The organism is Serratia sp. L9 (assembly GCF_050632285.1).
Lineage (GTDB): Bacteria > Pseudomonadota > Gammaproteobacteria > Enterobacterales > Enterobacteriaceae > Chania.
Genome location: NZ_CP192591.1, coordinates 3655733 through 3677014, shown reverse-complemented (window position 1 = coordinate 3677014; position 21282 = coordinate 3655733). Strand labels below are relative to the sequence as shown.

15 protein-coding genes and 5 pseudogenes are annotated in these 21282 nt (G+C 48.8%); 11 read left to right on the top strand and 9 right to left on the bottom strand.

What is annotated here, in order from left to right; genetic code table 11:
- Window positions 1–195 precede the first annotated feature (195 nt).
- Window positions 196–1885: pseudogene (gene dauA / locus ACQ86O_RS17450) on the top strand (C4-dicarboxylic acid transporter DauA).
- A 48-nt stretch (window positions 1886–1933) separates the two neighbouring features.
- Here dauA and kdsA read toward each other — a convergent pair.
- The 6 genes and pseudogenes from kdsA to hemA form a co-directional block, all read right to left on the bottom strand.
- Window positions 1934–2788: a 3-deoxy-8-phosphooctulonate synthase gene (kdsA, locus tag ACQ86O_RS17445; RefSeq protein WP_431222151.1), complete on the bottom strand. Its 855-nt coding sequence runs from the start codon at window positions 2786–2788 to the stop codon at window positions 1934–1936.
- Between the two features lie 34 nt (window positions 2789–2822).
- Window positions 2823–3631, bottom strand: a pseudogene (gene sirB1, locus ACQ86O_RS17440) (invasion regulator SirB1).
- Complete coding sequence (locus ACQ86O_RS17435) at window positions 3628–4026, bottom strand: SirB2 family protein (RefSeq protein ID WP_431222150.1); 399 nt, start codon at window positions 4024–4026, stop codon at window positions 3628–3630. Before ACQ86O_RS17435 ends, sirB1 begins: the two are co-directional and overlap by 4 nt.
- Before the next feature lie 21 nt (window positions 4027–4047).
- Complete coding sequence (prmC, locus tag ACQ86O_RS17430; RefSeq protein ID WP_431222149.1) at window positions 4048–4878, bottom strand: peptide chain release factor N(5)-glutamine methyltransferase; 831 nt, start codon at window positions 4876–4878, stop codon at window positions 4048–4050.
- Entirely contained in the window at window positions 4878–5963 is a 1086-nt protein-coding gene (gene prfA, locus ACQ86O_RS17425) for a peptide chain release factor 1 (protein WP_431222148.1), read from the bottom strand. Before prfA ends, prmC begins: the two co-directional genes overlap by 1 nt.
- Window positions 5964–5995: 32 nt before the next feature.
- On the bottom strand, window positions 5996–7258 hold the full coding sequence (gene hemA / locus ACQ86O_RS17420; RefSeq protein WP_431222147.1) for a glutamyl-tRNA reductase: 1263 nt from the start codon (window positions 7256–7258) through the stop codon (window positions 5996–5998).
- Between the two features lie 533 nt (window positions 7259–7791).
- On the opposite strand from hemA, the gene ACQ86O_RS17415 reads away from it, so the two are divergent.
- The 4 genes and pseudogenes from ACQ86O_RS17415 to prs all read left to right on the top strand — a co-directional run bounded on the left by ACQ86O_RS17415 (window position 7792) and on the right by prs (window position 11778).
- A complete protein-coding gene (locus ACQ86O_RS17415) occupies window positions 7792–8943 on the top strand; it encodes a porin (protein WP_431222146.1) in 1152 nt (383 codons plus the stop codon).
- Between the two features lie 229 nt (window positions 8944–9172).
- Window positions 9173–9796, top strand: coding sequence for a lipoprotein insertase outer membrane protein LolB (gene lolB / locus ACQ86O_RS17410; RefSeq protein ID WP_431222145.1), 624 nt, complete (start codon window positions 9173–9175; stop codon window positions 9794–9796).
- Window positions 9793–10651, top strand: a pseudogene (gene ispE, locus ACQ86O_RS17405) (4-(cytidine 5'-diphospho)-2-C-methyl-D-erythritol kinase). The gene lolB and the pseudogene ispE overlap by 4 nt, the downstream one beginning before the upstream one ends.
- A 179-nt stretch (window positions 10652–10830) precedes the next feature.
- Complete coding sequence (prs, locus tag ACQ86O_RS17400) at window positions 10831–11778, top strand: ribose-phosphate diphosphokinase (RefSeq protein ID WP_431222144.1); 948 nt, start codon at window positions 10831–10833, stop codon at window positions 11776–11778.
- A gap of 183 nt (window positions 11779–11961) precedes the next feature.
- Here prs and ychH read toward each other — a convergent pair whose 3' ends face one another.
- Entirely contained in the window at window positions 11962–12237 is a 276-nt protein-coding gene (ychH, locus tag ACQ86O_RS17395) for a stress-induced protein YchH (protein WP_431222143.1), read from the bottom strand.
- A gap of 299 nt (window positions 12238–12536) precedes the next feature.
- On the opposite strand from ychH, the pseudogene pth reads away from it, so the two are divergent.
- Window positions 12537–13126, top strand: a pseudogene (gene pth, locus ACQ86O_RS17390) (aminoacyl-tRNA hydrolase).
- Here the strand turns inward: pth and ACQ86O_RS17385 are convergent.
- On the bottom strand, window positions 13110–13397 hold the full coding sequence (locus tag ACQ86O_RS17385; protein ID WP_431222142.1) for a hypothetical protein: 288 nt from the start codon (window positions 13395–13397) through the stop codon (window positions 13110–13112). The pseudogene pth and the gene ACQ86O_RS17385 overlap by 17 nt on opposite strands.
- A gap of 964 nt (window positions 13398–14361) precedes the next feature.
- Here ACQ86O_RS17385 and ychF point away from each other — a divergent pair.
- The 5 genes and pseudogenes from ychF to ACQ86O_RS17360 all read left to right on the top strand — a co-directional run bounded on the left by ychF (window position 14362) and on the right by ACQ86O_RS17360 (window position 19006).
- Window positions 14362–15453: a redox-regulated ATPase YchF gene (gene ychF, locus ACQ86O_RS17380; RefSeq protein ID WP_431222141.1), complete on the top strand. Its 1092-nt coding sequence runs from the start codon at window positions 14362–14364 to the stop codon at window positions 15451–15453.
- A 214-nt stretch (window positions 15454–15667) separates the two neighbouring features.
- Window positions 15668–16843, top strand: coding sequence for a tyrosine-type recombinase/integrase (locus tag ACQ86O_RS17375; RefSeq protein ID WP_431222140.1), 1176 nt, complete (start codon window positions 15668–15670; stop codon window positions 16841–16843).
- The gene (locus ACQ86O_RS17370; RefSeq protein ID WP_431222139.1) at window positions 16840–17088 is read left to right on the top strand and encodes a hypothetical protein; all 249 of its coding nucleotides are present in this window, start codon (window positions 16840–16842) and stop codon (window positions 17086–17088) included. Before ACQ86O_RS17375 ends, ACQ86O_RS17370 begins: the two co-directional genes overlap by 4 nt.
- A 40-nt stretch (window positions 17089–17128) precedes the next feature.
- Window positions 17129–18236 (top strand): annotated as a pseudogene (locus ACQ86O_RS17365) (IS3 family transposase).
- An 86-nt stretch (window positions 18237–18322) separates the two neighbouring features.
- A complete protein-coding gene (locus ACQ86O_RS17360) occupies window positions 18323–19006 on the top strand; it encodes a hypothetical protein (protein WP_431222138.1) in 684 nt (227 codons plus the stop codon).
- A 467-nt stretch (window positions 19007–19473) separates the two neighbouring features.
- On the opposite strand, the gene ACQ86O_RS17355 is transcribed toward ACQ86O_RS17360, so the two are convergent.
- Complete coding sequence (locus ACQ86O_RS17355) at window positions 19474–21129, bottom strand: hypothetical protein (RefSeq protein ID WP_431222137.1); 1656 nt, start codon at window positions 21127–21129, stop codon at window positions 19474–19476.
- Window positions 21130–21282: the final 153 nt, after the last annotated feature.

The following is a 21282-nucleotide window of genomic DNA, read 5'->3' as shown; positions in this document are numbered from 1 at the left end:
ACCAAAGATCGGTACAGGCCGGCGTTTTGCCCATAATCACTCCTCCAGAAACGCTAATTTCAGCAGATCCATCCTGCCTTGATACAAATCTAGGTATCTGCCTATGGAAAGGGGTATGGTATCTGACAGCTATTCGAGACGGACCTCCCTGGCCCGCCATTCCGTTCTCTTTTATAGACTTGGTTTGCTACTTAGATGAAAACGCATGAAATTAACGGTATACGCCCCTTCAGTGCTCTGATAGACGCCTGCTGGCGTGAACCTTACTCCCTTCAACGTCTGCTGAAAGATGCCATTGCCGGAGTCACCGTTGGCATTATCGCCATTCCCCTTGCTATGGCCCTGGCGATTGCCAGCGGCGTTCCACCGCAATATGGGCTTTATACCGCAGCAATAGCCGGGATCGTCATTGCCGTCAGTGGAGGATCGCGTTACAGCGTGTCCGGCCCTACGGCGGCGTTTGTTGTGATCCTCTACCCCGTATCACAACAGTTTGGGCTATCTGGCTTATTGATTGCCACCATGCTTTCCGGGGTGTTCCTGCTGGTCATGGGTTTGGCGCGCTTCGGCCGCCTGATTGAATATATTCCGCTCTCCGTCACGCTCGGTTTTACCTCGGGGATAGCCATCACCATCGCCACCATGCAAGTGAAAGATTTCTTTGGCCTGCAGTTGGCTGAAGTACCGGAAAACTACATCGGCAAGGTCTCTGCACTGCTGCATGCCCTGCCCACGCTGGACTTTGGCGATACGCTGATCGGGGTGGCCACGCTGATGGTTTTGCTGCTGTGGCCGAAACTGGGCTTGCGCGTTCCCGGCCACCTGCCCGCCTTGTTGGCAGGCACCGCAATAATGGCCGTTTTGGCCTTGTTCGATTATCAGGTCGCCACCATAGGTTCGCGTTTTAGTTTCGAACTGGCAGACGGCACCCAGGGCCAGGGTATCCCCCATTCTGCCGCAGTGGGTATTACCCTGGGATCTGCCAGCGGGCGATGGTAAACCGCTGGAGTTAAGCTGGCAGATGCTTTCCGCGTTGCTACCGGCTGCATTCTCTATGGCGATGCTCGGTGCCATTGAGTCACTGCTGTGTGCCGTGGTGCTCGACGGCATGACGGGCAAGAAACATCACTCCAATGCCGAGCTGATCGGCCAGGGAGCAGGCAACATTATCGCCCCCTTCTTTGGCGGTATTACAGCTACGGCGGCCATTGCCCGTTCCGCGGCCAACGTGCGGGCGGGCGCTACTTCACCGATATCGGCAATCATCCACTCATTGATGGTATTGCTGGCATTATTGGTATTGGCACCCTGGCTGTCTTATCTGCCGCTGGCGGCGATGGCTTCATTACTGCTGTTAGTCGCCTGGAACATGAGCGAGGCGCATAAAGTGGTTTATCTGCTGCGCCGGGCACCGAAGGACGACATTCTGGTGATGCTGCTGTGTATGTCGCTCACGGTATTGTTTGATATGGTGATTGCCATCACCGTGGGTATCGTGCTGGCTTCCTTACTGTTTATGCGCCGCATTGCGCGTATGACACGTCTTAGTGAATTAAGTAACGATAATGGCCGCCTGGTGTTGCGTGTTAACGGGCCGCTGTTCTTCGCCGCCGCCGAGCGGATCTTCAACGAGTTGCTGATACGTGGCGAAGGCTATCACACCATCGTGCTGCAATGGGACGCCGTACCGGTGCTGGATGCCGGAGGCTTGAATGCGCTGCAGCGTTATATCGATGCCCAGCCTGCCGACAGGCAACTGGTGATCACCGATATTCCTTTCCAACCGCTGAAAACGTTGGCGCGGGCACGTATGCATCCGATTGAAGGTAAACTGCATTTTTACCCCACCTTGCCGGATGCGCTAACCGCGCTGAATGCCCAATAACAAAAAACCCGACAAATGCGTCGGGTTTTTTCTCATATCGCAATCGACTTAGTTGCTGGTATCCAGCTCTGGGAAGCTCTTCACCAGATCGTCGATGGCTTTCATCTGCACCAGGAACGGCTCCAGCTTGTCCAGCGGCAACGCCGATGGGCCATCACACTTGGCGCTGTTGGGTTCTGGGTGTGCTTCGATAAACAGGCCAGCCAAACCAACCGCCATACCGGCACGCGCCAGCTCGGTAACCTGAGCACGGCGGCCACCAGAAGCCGCGCCAAACGGATCGCGGGTCTGCAACGCATGAGTCACGTCGAAAATCACCGGATGACCACCGGTGACATTTTTCATCACGTTGATGCCAAGCATGTCTACCACCAGGTTATCGTAACCGAAGTTGCTGCCACGATCGCACAGGATAATCTGATCATTGCCGCCTTCTTTGAACTTGTCGACAATATTGCCCATCTGGCCAGGGCTGACGAACTGAGGTTTCTTGACGTTAATCACCGCGCCGGTTTTAGCCATGGCTTCAACCAGGTCAGTCTGGCGCGCCAGGAAGGCGGGTAGCTGGATCACATCAACCACTTCAGAAACCGGCTGCGCTTGTGACGCTTCATGCACATCGGTGATCACTTTCACGCCGAAGGTGCTTTTGATTTCCTGGAAGATCTTCATCCCCTCTTCCAGGCCTGGGCCACGGTAAGAGTGAATGGAGGACCGGTTGGCTTTATCAAAAGAGGCTTTGAAAACGTAAGGGATGCCCAGTTTTTGCGTCACGGTGACGTAGTGTTCACAAATGCGCATCGCTAAATCGCGAGATTCCAGAACGTTCATACCGCCAAACAGTACAAACGGCAGGTCGTTCGCTACCTTGATGTCACCAATGTTTACCACTTTCTGTTTCATGCTTGCGCCTTTGTTGATGATAAGTCGGAATGGATTAATGCAACGTGACCTGTTTCAGCTCAATGGAGTGGATTTGAATTCTTATCACTTCACTGACCGGGTCTTCAGGGCACTGCTCGACAAAATAGTTAAGATCGGAAATCGCGATATGGTTGCACTCCAACTGGGCGTAAATCAGCCCCCGATCGCGGATTTCATAGGGATCATCCGGGTCAAAGCTCAACACCGCCTCGCTGGCGCGTAACGCCAACTCCATCTGCTTCTCTTCCATCAGCGCAGCCTTAAGGGTATCCATCATCTTGCGCACCACCAGGATATGCTCTGATTCGTCCAGATCGTCATCCTCCAGCTCAGTGCCCAACCCGAGGTTCCCTTTGAGCCACACTTCCAGTTGATGCTCGTTGAGCGTTTCACCGTTAAGCGGATTGATCAGCCACATCTCTTCATCCAGCCAGTCTGCCCGCAGGATCAACTGGGTAGGGAAAATCACCGGCATCAGCGGCAAATCCAGCTGATGGGCGATATGCAGGAAAATGGTACCTAACGAGACCGGAGTTCCCTGACGCGCCTCCAGCACCTTATCCAGCCAGATGGCATCTGACAGCCGGTAAACGCCGCTGGCGCCACCAAACCCCCAGGTTTTGAAGAATAAGACAATGAGCGCATCCAGTTGCTCCTCTTGGGTCAGCTTGTCTGGGATCGCCGCGCGCGCCTCGTCAACCAGTTGCTTTAGCTTGCGCTCCACCTCAATCACCGGGAAATCGCGCCGTATGGCCTGTGATACCAGGATCACGCCTTCACTCAGGGGGAGGTGTTAAATTCGAAATCGGCAATGCTACTCATAGGTATCCCATCAAAAACGGTATTTTTGTCATGGCAAGTTTAATGATCAAATACAGACAACCCAGTGCCAGAACAAATGCCAAGGTGCGCACATTACCACTTTGGGTTTTCTTGCCCAAGGCGACATAGCCCAACAGGATATAGATAATAACGCCAAATAACTTTTCGGTCAGCCATGAGTCCATACCAAGCAGCGGATAAAGCTTCAACATCACCACCAGGGCGATACCGCTGACAAACAGCACCGTATCATTCACATGGGGCGTTATCTTTACCCAGCGCTTTTGCATCATTGGCGATCCACGCCATTTCCAGAGGAAACGCAGTACAAACAGGGTAATACTGATGGCTACCGTCAATAAATGCAGATGTTTTAGCGCCATGTAAGCTGCCATTAATTACTCCCTTGATGCTTATTATAGTTTCTGACCCAGAGTCACACGATCGTTACCGCCATAGTCGCGGTGAGTTTCAACCTTGATAAATCCCGCTGCATTCAGCAGCTTTCGAACATTCTCACCCTGTTGCCAACCATGCTCAAGCAGCAACCAACCCTGCGGCTGTAAAAAATCAGGGGCCTGCTGCACGATAGCAGCCAGATCTGCCAGGCCATGATCGGCGGCCACCAACGCACTGCTTGGCTCAAAGCGCACATCGCCCTGCGCCAGATGGGGATCGGCTTCATCAATATACGGCGGGTTGCTGGCAATCAGCGCAAATTTTTGCCCCGCGACTGGCGTGAACCAACTGCCTTGCCTGAACTGGGCATTGCCGATAGCCAGTTTTTGCGCATTATGCTGCGCCAGCGCTACGGCATCAGCCTGCAGATCGACACCGGTTATCTGGCAATCCGGGCGTTCACTGGCCAGCGCCAGCGCAATCGCGCCGGTGCCGGTACCGAGATCCAGAATAGAACACGGCGCGGGCGGCAAACGGGCCAGCGCCAGTTCTACCAGGCATTCAGTATCTGGGCGAGGGATCAAGGTGGCGGGAGAAACTGAAAGCGGCAGGGACCAGAACTCACGTTCACCCACCAGATAGGCCACTGGCTCACCGCATTCGCGACGAGCCAAAAGCACCGCTAATTGCTCCGTTTGCTCTGGCGTCAGTTGGGTTTCACCGAATGCCAACAGGTAGGTTCTGGCGCGGCCGGTCACGAAACCCAACAAAATTTCGGCATCCCGCTTGGCGCTTTCGCTGTTTATCAGACGGGATATAGCGGTTTGCAGCCAGGTTTGATAATCCATCACTCAAGCTCTGCAGAGAGTGCCGCCAACTGGTCAGCCTGATATTCCTGCACGATTGGCTGGATCAGCATATCCAGTTTGCCTTCCATCACCTCATCCAGACGGTAAAGCGTCAGGTTGATGCGATGATCGGTTACTCGCCCTTGCGGGAAGTTATACGTGCGGTTGCGATCGGAACGATCGCCACTGCCCAACAGGTTGCGGCGGGTTGATGCTTCGGCCAGTTGACGCTTTGCCATCTCGGCAGCGCGGATACGCGCCCCCAGTACGGACATTGCCTTGGCTTTGTTTTTGTGCTGTGAACGTTCATCCTGGCACTCCACCACAATGCCCGTAGGTAAGTGGGTAATACGGATTGCCGAATCGGTGGTGTTAACGTGCTGGCCCCCCGCCCCTGAGGAACGGAAGGTGTCAATTCTCAGGTCGCCCGGGTTGATATCCGGCAGTTCGGCCTCTGGCACTGCAGGCATCACCGCCACCGTGCAGGCTGAGGTGTGAATACGGCCCTGGGATTCGGTCTCTGGCACGCGCTGAACACGGTGGCCACCGGATTCAAATTTCAACTGGCCATAAACACCTTCGCCCGAAACCTTGGCGATCACCTCTTTGTAACCGCCATGCTCGCCTTCGTTGGCGCTCATCACCTCAACACGCCACCGGCGAGACTCTGCGTAACGGCTGTACATGCGAAACAGATCGCCAGCAAAAATAGCCGCTTCGTCGCCACCCGTTCCGGCGCGCACTTCCAGGAAGCAGTCGCGTTCATCATCGGGATCTTTCGGCAGCAGTAACACCTGCAATTGCTGCTCCAGCTCTTCCGACGCCACTTTGGCCTGCATCAGTTCTTCCTGCGCCATTTCACGCATTTCCGGATCGTCCAACATCATTTCTGCCGTTGTCAGATCCTCCTGCACCTGGCGCCAAGCCAGAAAACAGCGGCTGACATCGGTCAACTGCGCATATTCACGCGATAGCCCGCGGAATCGATCCTGATCGGCAATCACACCGGCATCGCCGAGCAGCGCCTGAACTTCTTCATGGCGCTCTTGTAACGCTTCCAGTTTGGCAACAATAGAAGGCTTCATGCGTGGTTTTAAACCCTGTTAATAAAAGAGAACTAATGCTGCTCCAGCCCGAGGCTGTCGCGTAAAATTTGCAACCGCTCCATGTCGCCATCGCCGGCGGCCTGCTGGAGGGATTTGGTAGGGGCATGAATAAGGCGGTTGGTCAGTTTGTGGGCCAGTTCATGGATCACCTGCTCCACATTAGCGCCCTGCGCAATGGCAGCCAGCGCCTTGGACTCCATTTCCTCACGGATTTGGTCGGCTTGTGAACGGTAGTCCCTGATGGTTTCTGTTGCGCCCTGCGAGCGCAACCAGGCCATGAAATTGCTGCTTTCCTGTTGAACGATCGACTCTGCCTGCACTGCCGCTGCTTTGCGCTGCGCCAGGTTGCTTTGAATAATCGCATGCAGATCGTCCACGCTATACAGATAGGCGTTTGCCAGCTTGCCCACTTCCGGCTCGATATCGCGCGGGACGGCGATATCCACCAGCAGCATCGGCTGATTGCGGCGCGCCTTTAACGCACGTTCGACCATCCCTTTGCCAATAATCGGCAGTGGGCTGGCAGTGGAACTGATAATAATGTCGGCGTCTGCCAGGCGTTCGTCGATCTCCGGCAGCGTGATCACCTCGGCACCCACCTCTTCGGCCAGCACCTGGGCACGTTCACGGGTACGGTTGGCGATGATCATATGCTGCACTTTATGTTCGCGCAGGTGGCGGGCAACCAATTCGATGGTTTCCCCCGCCCCTACCAGCAACACATTCAGCTCAGCAAGGGATTCGAAGATCTGGCGTGCCAGGGTACAGGCGGCAAAGGCGACAGAAACCGCACTGGCGCCGATTTCAGTTTCGGTACGCACGCGCTTGGCAACAGAGAACGATTTTTGAAACAGACGCTCCAATTCGCCGGAAAGCGATTGGCCACGTTGCGATTCGGCAAAGGCTTTTTTGACCTGCCCCAGGATCTGAGGTTCACCCAGCACCAGCGAATCGAGCCCGCTGGCTACCCGCATCAAGTGGCTGACGGCATCGTTGCCGTGGTGCCAATACAGGCTCTTGTTGACTTCTTCCGGGCGCAGGTGATGGTAATCACACAACCAGTTAACCAGTTGTTCGTGAATATGTTCTTGTTGCTCTACGCTGAGATAAAGCTCGGTGCGGTTACAGGTAGACAACACAACACCGCCTTGCACCAATGGCTGTTGGAGCAAGCTATTCAGCGCCTTGTCGATCGACTCTGGGGAGAAGGTCACCCGTTCTCGCAGAGAAACCGGAGCGGTTTTATGGTTGATACCTAACGCAAGAAGGGTCATTGCTTCGAGTAATACTTCTCTTGGTACGGGTTCTCGTTGAACGGCATTCTACTTGATGCGCGGCATCAATTAAAGCGACAACCGCATTCTTAGAGCCAATCGTTGGCATAGCTGTGGCAAATCAATCAAAATTGTAAAATTTAATGTGATTCAGATCATCAATTGTCACATGTTAAAAAGGCCGAAACAAACCAATGAGAAAATTAAATATGACTTCAACTGGGGGTGTTCCTCTTTTGGGTTATTTTTCAGCACTATCGGATAAATGCAAATAACTCTTTTTTGCATTGCCCTGGCGTAACTTTCAATATGACTGACAATCGCGCTAAGTGACAGTTTTTATTGTTATAATTGAAATCCCCCGCCCTATTCTCATAATTCCTGCCGTGTAATTTGCAGACAGCGAATTTATCACCAGGCATGACTTCATCATTATCTTTCGCTACTCAGAAAGTGAGCAAACCAGAATACCCGAATGTTTTTCAACCAACGGATTGGTTTGCATTTTTTGTGTCAACAACACGGGAAAGGATATGTCCATTAAATTAGGCCGTTTAAACAAGATCGTTACTGCTGGCCTGCTGGCAGGTTGCACTGCATTCGCAGCACACGCAGAAATCACACTATTAAAACAAGATCCCCAAGCGGGTGACCCTCTTAGCCGCCTCAATTTCACCTTTGGCGGCAGTATTCGGCCACAATTTAATATGATGACCGGCGACGGTGACAAAGGATCATATAAGCGCAACGGCTTTGACGGCGGTAGCCGTTTTCGCTTCGCCACTGATTATTATCTCTTCGACGACATCAGTTGGATTAACTATTACGAGTTAGGCGTCGACATTCCAGCGGTATTTAATTGGGATAATCACCACGCCAAAGGTGCCCATAATACTTCACGCCGTATGTTGTATACCGGATTGAAAAGTAATACCTGGGGTCAATTGACCTTCGGTAAGCAAAACAGCATTTATTACGACGTGGTTGGCGCAAAAACCGATATCTGGGATTACGACATGCTCGGCCAGGCACCGGGCAACGGTATTAACGGCGACTACGACGGCTCTTATCGTTCACGCCAAATGCTGAAATACAAAAAAACCGTGGGTGATACCGATCTCTACGCCTCTTATCTGTTTAACGATAGCGAATACCTGCCTGGCAACGGCCTGCGGTATAAGCGTAAAGGCGGCGGTTCGCTGGGTGTGGACTATCACTTGACCAAAGACCTGACCTGGGGGACGGCCTGGAACTATACCAACGCCGAGATGCGCGACCCTGATAGCGGCCATAGCAAAGATTACGATCAGAACATCCTGGGTACCGCGCTTAGCTGGAAACCGGATAACTGGACGCTCACTTTCGGCGGCGGCTGGTATGACAATTTCCTGACCACCAAAAAAACGAATGTGGATCGCTACTTCGCCGGGGATGCCTGGGGGATTGAATATCTGGCCGGTTACACCGTCCCGGTGGGGCAATATGCGGTGAAATCTATCATGCCTTACTTTATGGGTGACCGTATGCAGTACGTCAGTGGGCGCAATTACCAGCGCATTGATAATGGCCTGGGTGTCACTTTCCAGTTCGATTACGGTTTCCGCGCGGATGTGGAACATGTGTTAACGTCCAGCACCGACAACCTGGGCGATATGACGGTGGTCCGTCTGCGTTACGATTTCTGATCCCCGCAAGCGCGCCCAATGTGGCGCGCTCTACTCCCCATGACAAAAAGCGCGTATTTTCAACCAAAAAACCTTTCTTTCGATTACAATCCTTTCCATGCCAGACGTTAGCCTTGCACAGAGGCATTTGCGCCATTGTATTATTGACGCTGCGCCATTGAGCCATTAGCGTGGTGCCCGAAATGGCAATCCTCATTGCCCCGAAAGGACAGAAGGACGACAAAAAGTTATGCCTATCCGCAAAGTTAAATTGCTTCGTTTGATCCCATTGGCCAGTCTGGTGCTGACTGCCTGTACCCTTACAACGCCAAGTGGCCCGGTAACCAGCCCGACGTCTCCCCAATGGCGGGCTCACGAACAAGCAGTGCAACAGCTCGAGCAATACCAGACACGAGGCGCGTTTGCCTATCTGAGCGATCAGAAGAAAGTGTATGCCCGTTTCTTCTGGCAACAGTATTCTGCCGATCGCTACCGCCTGTTACTGACCAACCCGTTAGGCAGCACAGAGCTGGAGCTAAACGTGCAAAAGAACGTGGTGCAGTTGACGGATAATCAGGGTAGGCGCTATGTCAGTGATGATCCGGAAGAGATGATCCGCAAGCTGACCGGGATGGAGATCCCACTGAATAACCTGCGCCAGTGGATGCTTGGTTTGCCGGGAGAGGCGACCGATTTCCGCCTGGACGATAAGTATCGCCTGAACAAACTGACCTATCAGCAGGGCAACCTGACCTGGACGGTGACTTACCAGGATTACAATACCGATTTGAAGGTCCCGTTACCTAGCCGCCTCGAACTGCAGCAGGGCGATCAGCGCATCAAACTTAAAATGGACAACTGGACGCTAAAATGATCCACCAGTGGCCCTCCCCAGCAAAACTGAACCTGTTTCTCTATATTACCGGCCGTCGCGCAGACGGCTACCACCAGTTGCAGACGCTGTTCCAGTTCCTTGATTATGGCGATACGCTGACTATTGTTCCCCGCCAGGACGAACGCATCCATCTGCTGACCCCCGTCGAGGGGTGCCGGACGAGCAGAACCTGATTGTGCGGGCCGCGCGCCTCTTGCAGCAATACTGCACAACGCATGCTTTGAAGACTCCCCTGCGCGGGGCAGACATCAGCATTGAGAAGCGTTTGCCAATGGGGGAGGCCTTGGCGGTGGGTCCTCCAACGCCGCCACGGTGCTGGTGGCCCTGAACGAACTCTGGCAGTGTAAGTTGAGTGACGCGCAACTGGCGGAAATGGGATTGACCCTCGGTGCCGATGTGCCCGTTTTTGTGCGTGGCCATGCCGCCTTTGCGCAAGGAATTGGCGAGCAGTTGCAACCGGCAAATCCGGCAGAAAAGTGGTATTTGGTCGCTCATCCCGGCATCAGCATCCCCACACCTGCAATTTTTGCCGATCCACAATTAAAAAGAGATACCCCAACTCGCCCGTTAAGTGCCCTATTACAGGCCCCTTACGCAAATGATTGCGAACCAATAGCAAGAAAACGTTTTCGCGAGGTTGAACAGCTTCTTTCATGGCTGTTACAATACGCGCCGTCACGCCTGACTGGCACCGGTGCTTGTGTGTTTGCTGAATTCGACTCCGAGCCTGCCGCCCTTCAGGTGTTAAATCAAGCCCCGGCCTGGTTGCGTGGATTTGTAGCGCGTGGCGTTAACGTCTCTCCACTACATCGCATCCGTTCCGGGCAAGTTTGAGCCGTAGCTCAACGTTTCGCTGTACAGGGTCAATAACATCTGGCCCTGTTATTCCTGCGCTACTGCGGTTTAATTTAGTTTTTGAAACCCGTATGTATATTGCGTCGGCGCCGCCAACTGCCCCTTGGCGAAGGCCGTATGACAATATCTTCTCTGGACGCAAGCCTGAGGTTCTTCTCGTGCCTGATATGAAGCTTTTTGCTGGTAACGCCACCCCGGAACTAGCACAACGTATTGCCAACCGTTTGTACACCAGCCTTGGTGACGCCGCTGTAGGTCGTTTTAGCGACGGCGAAGTGAGCGTGCAAATCAACGAAAATGTACGCGGCGGTGATATTTTCATCATCCAGTCCACCTGTGCACCCACCAACGACAACCTGATGGAACTGGTTGTTATGGTTGATGCCCTGCGTCGCGCCTCCGCAGGTCGTATTACTGCTGTTATCCCTTACTTCGGCTATGCCCGCCAAGATCGCCGCGTGCGTTCTGCACGTGTCCCCATCACTGCCAAAGTTGTTGCCGATTTCCTCTCTAGTGTAGGGGTTGACCGCGTATTGACAGTGGATCTGCATGCTGAACAGATTCAAGGCTTCTTCGATGTTCCGGTAGATAACGTGTTCGGTAGCCCGATCCTGCTGGAAGACATGCTGCAGCAGAATCTGGAGAACCCGATTGTGGTTTCTCCAGATATCGGTGGTGTAGTGCGCGCCCGCGCTATTGCCAAACTGCTGAACGATACCGATATGGCCATCATTGATAAACGTCGCCCTCGCGCAAACGTTTCGCAGGTGATGCATATCATCGGTGATGTGGCTGGCCGTGACTGCGTGCTGGTTGATGACATGATCGATACCGGTGGGACCTTATGTAAAGCGGCTGAAGCGTTGAAAGAACGCGGTGCCAAGCGCGTATTTGCCTACGCGACACACCCGATCTTCTCCGGTAACGCTGCCGATAACATCAGGAACTCGGTGATTGATGAAGTGATCGTCTGTGACACCATCCCGTTGTCACCAGAAATCAAGGCACTGAAAAACGTACGCACTCTGACATTGTCCGGTATGTTGGCTGAAGCTATCCGCCGTATCAGCAATGAAGAGTCAATTTCCGCGATGTTTGAACATTAATCCCCTTGGTGGCGCAGCAGCCGCTGCGCCCTGCCGGCTGATTGATTAGCATCATGGAAAACAAAAAACCCGTTGTCGCTCTCGCTTCAACGGGTTTTTTACTTGTTGTGAAACATAACCTGCAACCTTGAACCGTGGCGGTTATCCTTCGCCTTTATCGCCATTCCCTGACATTATTAATCATTACGACGGACGATGCTGATTATTCCGGCAACGTTTATCGAAGTGTTTTACCCACCAGTAGCGATCCGCAACCTGCTCACGCCCACCAATACGGGCACCAGCGAGCCACAATAAAGCACCGATGAAAATACTCATGATGGCTCCGTGGGCAAAGAACTGTGGCAGATTGAACTGTGATACTTCAGCCAAAATTGAGTATCCAACTCCGCCGACCATCACCACCATACCCATCACCATTAAAACGTTGCCCAATAAATCTGCGCTTTTACGTTTCATATGCCACCTCCATAGTGCCATGTGTCAACAAGGGATAACGCCTAACTCATTAACCCACTTTGTTTAGTTAAGTATAGCCACGAATAGAGAAAGGGTATTGCGTGAGCGATCACAAATGACATAGAAACACTGACAATTCTTTACTTTATGCTAAAAATTAGCCAGCAAATTGAATTATCTTCTTAATGTATTATTCACTTTTCAGCTATCTGCCCCTCTCTACGCCAGAGCTTTGTCATCGTGCACGCCGACAGGTAAACTAATGCCCTTTCCATTATTTCTAGCAAAGTGAATTCTCAGTGAGCAGTATCAAATTGATTGTTGGCCTGGCGAACCCGGGCGCAGAGTATGCCCAGACACGGCACAATGCCGGTGCCTGGTATGTTGATTTACTGGCACAGCGCCACAACCAGCCACTGAAAGAAGAGAGCAAGTTCTTCGGCTATACCGCACGTCTGAACTTAGCCGGTAACGATGTTCGGTTGCTGGTCCCTACCACCTTTATGAACCTGAGCGGTAAAGCCGTTGCGGCCATCGCTACCTTTTACCGCATCCTGCCGGAAGAGATCCTGGTCGCTCACGATGAGCTGGATCTGCCCCCTGGCATAGCCAAACTCAAATTGGGGGGAGCAATGGGGGCCACAATGGTCTGAAAGATATTCAGAGCAAGCTGGGTAATAACCCGAATTTTTATCGCCTGAGAATCGGCATTGGCCACCCGGGCGACAAAAACAGGGTAGTCGGCTTTGTGCTTGGAAAGCCACCAGCCGCAGAACAAACGCTGATTGATGATGCTGTCGATGAGTCGTTACGCTGTACAGAGATATTGCTGAAGGAAGGCATGACAAAAGCAATGAACCGCTTACATGCCTTTAAAGCAGGTAACTGACGCCAAGCCAGGCAATATGGGCGTCATTTGCTTGGCCGCCCCCTAAAGGGCAGAAACGGCAAACCTTATTAGAACAACCGCATGAAGATAAGGTTTCCCCTGCCCCCTGCCCAGCCACACCTGCCAATACCGTTTCTTTCAGCTCTTGCTTTCCTGCATGAAAAGGCCGCTCAATCAACGTCTTCCGACGTTCATTGCGAAAATGAATAATAAAAGAAATAACTGAAAGCAGTAACAATATCGGTGCCAAAAACGCATAGATTCCATTCATGGAATTAATTCCTCCCTTAACTACAAATAGGATAACAAATAATATGAGAATATTATCTTAAAAAAATAATATCAACAATAGTTCCTTATCGTTTTAAATCCAAATTAGCTTCTTTAATCAAATTTGATTAGGAGCAATCCTAATAAAACAAGAAAAATCTCAATCTATTATGAATGATGACCCGTAAAGGTTAATCATGGGTCCCTGATAAACCAAAATTCCTACAGCTAATACTTAATAAGGGATATTTCCTATAAAGAACAAGAAAATACCTACATAATGAGGGCGATTGAATATAAAATTCAATAAATACAATGAAATAAATAAAGAGTATTAATTCGAAAAATCTATGGAATTATGAATTATTGATTAAACTCTCATCATAATGAGATAAATTTGCTCTCTGATACATAATCTTCCAACTCGTTGCTTGCTGCCGATTGTAGTTAAAAACGGCAGATTTTAAGAATTAGCCTCGAGTTAACTAAGAAGATAACAATCTGATAACTTTTAATGGCATCAGAGCACCACAAGCAGTATCGAAGGGCACATTCAACAAAATTAATGAAATACCATTCCATTCATGAACATTCATTTAAAATGAAACAAATGTTTTCGATAACTCCGAGAGATAAACCATGATAATTAATGTGGTTAAATCCCTGTCATTTTATCGCTATCTTGATACCGCATTCTGAAAGCGACGCATTGACCTGTATTCTTCATGTTGTCACCGAAATGGCAGAGTAAAGGCATGTGCTGTTGATAAAGGGAAAGGCTCCCTTTGGTAAGTTAGAACACAACTTGTGCTTCTCTGCTCCCTAGACAACGCTTGCTACTGATGCCGCGACGGGCAGATCGAGAAAACGACCCATTACGTGTATAATAGCGGGATAATTTTGCTCTTTATGCAGCAGGATATGATTAACCTGTTGATAGTTAAGATATTTAAGGTGATATAAACATGGGATTCAAATGCGGTATCGTCGGTCTGCCTAACGTTGGCAAATCCACCCTGTTCAACGCGTTGACCAAAGCGGGTATTGAAGCAGCTAACTTCCCGTTCTGCACAATTGAACCTAATACCGGCGTAGTGCCGATGCCTGACGCCCGTCTGGACCAACTGGCCGAGATCGTCAAGCCTCAGCGTATTCTGCCAACCACTATGGAGTTCGTAGATATTGCTGGCTTGGTCAAGGGGGCTTCCAAAGGTGAAGGCCTTGGCAATCAGTTCCTGACCAACATCCGTGAAACCGAAGCTATCGGCCATGTGGTTCGTTGCTTTGAAAACGACAATATTATTCACGTTAACAACAAAGTGGATCCCGCAGACGATATCGAAGTGATCAACACCGAACTGGCGTTGTCTGATCTTGAAACCTGTGAACGTGCGATTCATCGCGTACAGAAGAAAGCCAAAGGTGGCGATAAGGATGCGAAAGCCGAACTGGCCGCGCTGGAAAAATGCCTGCCGCAGTTAGAAAACGCCGGTATGCTGCGCGCACTGGATCTGAGCGCTGAAGATAAAGCAGCTATCCGCTACCTGAGTTTCCTGACGCTGAAACCGACCATGTACATCGCAAACGTCAACGAAGACGGCTTCGAAAATAACCCGTACCTGGATAAAGTCCGTGAGATTGCCGCTACCGAAGGTTCAGTCGTAGTGGCGGTTTGTGCCGCAGTAGAATCTGACATTGCAGAACTGGAAGATGAAGATCGCGCTGAATTCATGGCCGAACTGGGGTTGGAAGAGCCAGGTCTGAACCGCGTGATCCGCGCAGGCTACGAATTGCTGAATCTGCAAACCTATTTCACCGCTGGCGTAAAAGAAGTCCGTGCCTGGACCATTCCGGTAGGCGCAACCGCTCCACAAGCGGCAGGTAAAATCCACACCGATTTTGAAAAAGGCTTTATCCGCGCGCAGACCATCGCCTTCGAAGATTTCATCACCTACAAAGGTGAGCAAGGCGCTAAAGAAGCAGGCAAGATGCGTTCAGAAGGGAAAGACTACGTCGTTAAAGACGGCGACGTGATGAACTTCCTGTTCAACGTCTAAATTAAATTTGTTGTCTCATGAGGTTTCGCTGAATCTCATGACAACGGAAAAACCCTCTAAAATCCACGCCATGGCGTGGATTTTTCTTTTCATAATGTCTCAACTCATCTCATAATAGCGCAGCCAAAAATGAGTATAGACATGAGTACAATCAGTTTCCATCTTCATTTTAGGTGAGTACAATAGCGGTATAAGAAATAAACAAGGACTCGCTATGCTCACTGATACGCAATGCCGCACTGCTAAGCCGAAAGAAAAACTCTATCGACTCAATGACTTCAATGGTCTCTACCTCGAAGTGAAACCCAACGGCAAAAAGGCATGGCGCTATCGGTTTAAACTCAACGGCAAATCCAGCATGTTCGCGTTGGGTGAGTATCCGACGGTCAAACTTGCCGAAGCTCGCGAGAAATGTGAGCAAGCGCGTAAACAAGTCGCGAATGGAGTTAGCCCGACACAGGCTCGCCAGTTAGATAAGATCCGCAAGGTCAACGACGCATCCAACACCTTTGAGCTGATCGCCAAAGAGTGGTTGCAGATGAAAGACTGGGCCGAAATCACCAAAACTCGCCGCCTTGATATGCTTGAGCGTGTAGTTTTCCCCGCCATCGGCAAACTTCCTATCAGGGAAATCACCCCGCACCACATTCTTAAAATTCTTCAGGAAACGGCTAAACGAGGAGCACCGACAGTTGCCTCTGAAGCCCGTCGAACCATTTCATCTGTTTTCGAGTTGGCAGTAGCGACACTTAGAGCAGATAGCGATCCTGTATGGCCTGTACGCAAGGCTCTTCCCGCCAATAAGACACAGCACAAACAGGCATTGAATCCTCAGCAAATCGGAAAGTTATTAAGCTGTTTTGACAATAGTCGCGGCTCATACCAAGTTAACTATTGCATGTGGCTGATGTGGTGGACATTGGCGCGTCCTGCAGAAGCCACCGAAGCAGAATGGGCAGAATTCGACCTAGATAAAGCACTGTGGACCATCCCAACAACTAGAATGAAAGCCCGGAGAGAGCATGTTATTCCCCTTCCCTCTCAAGCTGTCAAAATGCTCAGAACGCTTTATGGTTTAACAGGTCATCGACAGCATCTCTTTCCGGGGCGTGATAACCCACGCGGCCCAATGACTTCGCATTCATTGCGTCAACTGCTCAAGAGCCTTGGTTGGAGCGGAACATATAGTCCACATGCGACACGAACCACTGGTAGTACACGATTAAACGAAATGGGCTATAGACCTGACGCTATCGAAGCGCAGCTTGCGCATGCCGATACGAATAACGTTCGGCGCACGTATAACCATGCAACCTACCTTGATGAACGGAAAGTTATGATGCAGGAATGGGCTGATATACTTGATGAGTGGTCTGACAATACCAGATGAAGCTAGGTATAGACGCACATTCAGCAGAACCCTTACGCCCGATCGTTGGCAATGATTTCACGACACATGATATTCTTCGCAGCACAGCATCATTGATGAGTGGTGAAGCAGATATTGATCCGATGGTTGTTGATCTGCTGCTGGGGCATAGCGTTAAGGCGGTAACGTCCAAAATCCTTGTGACTTATCAACCCAAGGCTTTCCAGGAGCATTGTAGTCCCCCTGAATTTAGTCTTACCGCTTAATGGAGTTCTCTGGTTAAAATACAACCAACGGAGGCTCATCATGAAGAAAGCGCGTTTCACTGAAACTCAGATCCTGAGGGTCCTGAAAGAAGTTGAAGGGGGTCGGCATGTGAAGGATGTGTGCCGTGAAAACGGTGTGTCGGAAGCCAGCTATTACAACTGGAAATCTAAATACGGCGGCATGGAGTCCTCTGATATCAAACGAATGAAAGAGCTGGAAGAGGAAAACCGTCGGTTAAAGCAGATGTATGCTTCCTTGAGCTTAGATCATGAAATTCTTAAGGATGTTGTTTCAAAAAAACTTTAACGGTACCCGAAAAGCGTGAGTTGGTGCGTTACGTCATGACGGAACATCAGGCCAGCGAACGACGCGGGTGCCGGATTATCGGTATCAGTCGAAGCCTGTTGCATTATTGCCCGAACACAGTACGGGATCTGCCTGTGGTCGAGGCGCTACAAAAACTGGCACATCAGTATCCGGCCTATGGTTTTGGACTTATGTTCAATAAGTTACGCCAAGCAGGATTACTGTGGAATGCAAAGCGGGTTTACCGGATCTATCGATTGTTAAAACTCAACTTCCGACGCAAAGGAAAAAACGCTTACCGAACAGGCATCCACAGCCGTTGGTTATTCCACATAAAATGAACCACTGTTGGTCAGTTGATTTTATGAGTGATGCCTTGAGCGACGGGCGGCGATTCCGGTTATTTAACGTAGTTGATGACTTTAACCGGGAAGCACTGGCAATCGAAGTTGACTTGAATATACCGGCCCATCGTGTTGTGCGCATTCTGGAGCGATTAAGTGCAGAACGCGGCTACCCGACTTATATACGAAGTGATAACGGGCCAGAACTCACTGCCGCGGCCTTATCCGAGTGGGCAGAGATGCATGGAGTGATACTCGATTTTATTCAGCCCGGAAAGCCGATGCAGAACGGATTTATCGAGCGATTTAACAAAACGTTGCGAACAGAAATACTTGATATGTATCTGTTCAGAACATTGTCTGAAGTACGTGAACTAACAGAAGACTGGCGCACAGAATATAACGAGGAACGCCCGCATAGCTCACTGGGTGATATGCCACCGGTTATCTATGCGAGGCAAAAACTGGCCGGAGACCCTCATTGGCGGTGGTACTAAAAACTGGAGGGACTACACATACTGCTAGATGGACTAGCCGTATGCATACACGATATAGGGTGGAACTCAGTAGGAGTACTGCTAAGTTGGCTAAAGAGAACTTACTCAGAATGGTTGGTTATGGTGTGCCAAATTTGCAACGTGCAATGCATAGTGCTGAAAATGCTCTGACTCTAGTATCTCAGTCCGAAATAACTCCATTTAATCGCACTGGTTCTGGAGACCCAACTCTTAATGAAATGCACCTATTCTCACTTCCTTGGCCTGTCGAAACATTGCGCTTGCTGCCACCTGAGATCAATGTCGTTTTAAGGATAACGCTGTCATATTTTATTGAACCTAATCCAAGCCAAAAGGGGTTTAGACGGCAGTATACTTATCAGTCACACGGACTAAGATTTGCGGTTATTAGACCTAACCAGACGCTTGATAATTTTAGAGCTTCAATAAATCGCAATGCAAATAATGAGGAATATAATGGTCCTGAAGGTGATGCTTCCGGATGGTTTTTGGGGCCACAGCTAAGAGTTCGAGGCTCTCTACATTCTGATGCATGGACAGGAAGTGCTGCTGATTTAGCAGATATGAATACTATAGCTATTTATCCCGTTGGGGGGTGGTGGAAATATCGTACAGCTCAGGATCGCTATGCTAATCGAGTTAAATACAGTTTATTAATAAGTATCGATGTTCCTGATGAAAATGTTGATATTTACAGTGAAGTTGAAAATATTGTTAATGTTGAAAATATGATAAGCATTGAAGTTTGAAGCTAAGCTTTTAAACCGTAGCAATTAGTCGGTACTGAAATAACATTTTTCAGGAATCCTAAAGATGATCTGACAAATAGCAGTATTGCTATGTATAGAACCAAAAACAGCACATTTATCCGTCATATAACTGTAGCAACCAGTACTATTGAGAAATATATTACTCCGATGATGCAGCATAATGAGAACCTCTAAGACTACTCAAAACAAGCTGACACACTCTTCTAGCTCTACATCAACCAACGTAGTAAGGGTTAAAAACGAATAACTGGTTTAGCTCGTTTCTTGAGCTTGGCCGAATGTGCCTCAGTAACGTTCTGGTACTTCAGCTTTAACTTGAGGTAGGGATGCTCCCACACCACTGGCTTACTCGACACAAGCCCATCATACTCACTTAAGCCACATACACTGGGATAAACAAGATGATTTGATAAATCGCATGGTTTTCAATATTTTCATGGTAAATATCACTCATCTCTATTAATAACCCAAATAATTATTGCCACAGACAGTATTAAAAAGCCAGATATAAAAAATGAAAACATAGGAGCCAATGTTTTATTTAATATAGGGAATATTTTCAGGATAATCGGATGCACCGCAAACTCAGCTAAAGTTGCTGCCCCTACCAAACCAAAAACAAAAGTCAGCCAACGATCTCTTCGACTCCGAACAAAATCTGATTGATATCTTAGTTCATCAAGATGATATCTTGCGACTTCCTTTGCCGACGGAATTAAAGCTGTAGTACCAAATGATTCGATAATATATGAAAGCGAATCGGATACTTCCCCTGAACAACTACTATGATGAATTAATTTTTCTGAGTTTGCAAGTGTTTCATATGCATGAAGTAGATGTTTATCTGACTGAGGATCGTGAGCCCAAGAACATGCTCTAGCTATGCTCATATTATAGTATTCTATTTGTTCAGCTCTTGCTTGGCTTTCAAATATTTTCGAGCGTGTATTAGGTTCGTCCCAGACATTGTCTAAAGAACCATTAGGCTTTAACCAAGTCCATAAAAGAATAGACCTATTTGCATGAAAACAATAATCCTCAAACATCCTAAGATCTTGAGGTAAAACAGGAACCTTTTCAACCACATCCGTTCTAAGCAAGATTTTCATCATTGAATATGAAAAAGTATGAAAGAGTTCTTTTTTACTTTTTGACTGATTATCAAAGCGAAGTAAAGAAACCGATGGACGTCCCTGCCATATAAACTCTTTAAAAGAATCTCTTTTATATTTTCCTTCTAAAACCAGGATGTTGCCTACAGCATTACAGTACATTGAGCGACAGAGATCTAGAGTAGCCTCCCATGAATCATTGTTTTCTGTCCCCGCAATTCGATGTAACGACCAATCATCACCTCCCAAGCTAAAAATCTTCCCATCAGTTTGTAAAGCATCATCAAGTACTTTTTGACTATTTTTTTTCATTTTGTTTATTAATTTATTTACCTCCTTCCCCCTAAAATAGTTCCCACCAAACGAAAACGTATCTTCAAATGCATGTATCAATTCAACTTCAGCATCTAGGGTTTGAATCTTAGCATCAAGCCAAATAGATTTAAAATATCTTTGATAAATATTCACTACATTAGATATGAAATCGCTTTCTTTCATTTCCTTCCACGTTTCATCAAATTGAAAGCTAAGAATTGCAATTCCATTTTTATAAATTTTAACTGAAGGAAAAAGAGCAACCTGCTCACTCTCATATTCTAAAACCAAAGGAGGTAAAGATGCTCTAATATAAATATCACTATTAAGTGAAACTCGACTCTCATGGAATGCAATCTCGTATGAATCTATCAACTCCGCGATGATACGCTCTGGAATTTTAGGATTAAAGTTGATCTTCCAACTTGAATCCCATTGCCGACCCTCTGGTTTTAATAGATCAATCTGTATTTTTTTTGAATCATCCATATAAATACATTTAAAATCAGAGAAAAAGACAGAATTAGAAACACCTGTTTTCAAGAGATTTGCCGCAGTTTTTACCAAATCAATATTAGCTGATTCGAACCCAATCACATAGTTATAAAACACATTAAACTGATTAATTCGTAACTGTCGTTGAGTTCTATCAAGTTTGAATAGATTCGATAACATAAGGTTCCATCCCGCAAGTCCTGAAAAATCAATTTCATTAAAACTTGAATTTCCGTTAAAAGCAAATGATGTTTATGAATCTATAGAAGTTTCTGTGTATGTAAATTAATAAGATAAGAACTGAAAGTCTACCACAGTTCACGATTCTCAGCG

Coding starts and splice junctions, on each gene's coding strand:
- hemA (WP_431222147.1), bottom strand. CDS start 7,258: ATGACCCTTCTTGCGTTAGGTATCAACCATAAAACCGCTCCGGTTTCT.
- ychF (WP_431222141.1), top strand. CDS start 14,362: ATGGGATTCAAATGCGGTATCGTCGGTCTGCCTAACGTTGGCAAATCC.
- lolB (WP_431222145.1), top strand. CDS start 9,173: ATGCCTATCCGCAAAGTTAAATTGCTTCGTTTGATCCCATTGGCCAGT.
- ychH (WP_431222143.1), bottom strand. CDS start 12,237: ATGAAACGTAAAAGCGCAGATTTATTGGGCAACGTTTTAATGGTGATG.
- ACQ86O_RS17435 (WP_431222150.1), bottom strand. CDS start 4,026: ATGGCAGCTTACATGGCGCTAAAACATCTGCATTTATTGACGGTAGCC.
- ACQ86O_RS17385 (WP_431222142.1), bottom strand. CDS start 13,397: ATGAATGGAATCTATGCGTTTTTGGCACCGATATTGTTACTGCTTTCA.
- prmC (WP_431222149.1), bottom strand. CDS start 4,878: ATGGATTATCAAACCTGGCTGCAAACCGCTATATCCCGTCTGATAAAC.
- ACQ86O_RS17355 (WP_431222137.1), bottom strand. CDS start 21,129: ATGTTATCGAATCTATTCAAACTTGATAGAACTCAACGACAGTTACGA.
- prfA (WP_431222148.1), bottom strand. CDS start 5,963: ATGAAGCCTTCTATTGTTGCCAAACTGGAAGCGTTACAAGAGCGCCAT.
- kdsA (WP_431222151.1), bottom strand. CDS start 2,788: ATGAAACAGAAAGTGGTAAACATTGGTGACATCAAGGTAGCGAACGAC.
- ACQ86O_RS17375 (WP_431222140.1), top strand. CDS start 15,668: ATGCTCACTGATACGCAATGCCGCACTGCTAAGCCGAAAGAAAAACTC.
- ACQ86O_RS17370 (WP_431222139.1), top strand. CDS start 16,840: ATGAAGCTAGGTATAGACGCACATTCAGCAGAACCCTTACGCCCGATC.
- ACQ86O_RS17415 (WP_431222146.1), top strand. CDS start 7,792: ATGTCCATTAAATTAGGCCGTTTAAACAAGATCGTTACTGCTGGCCTG.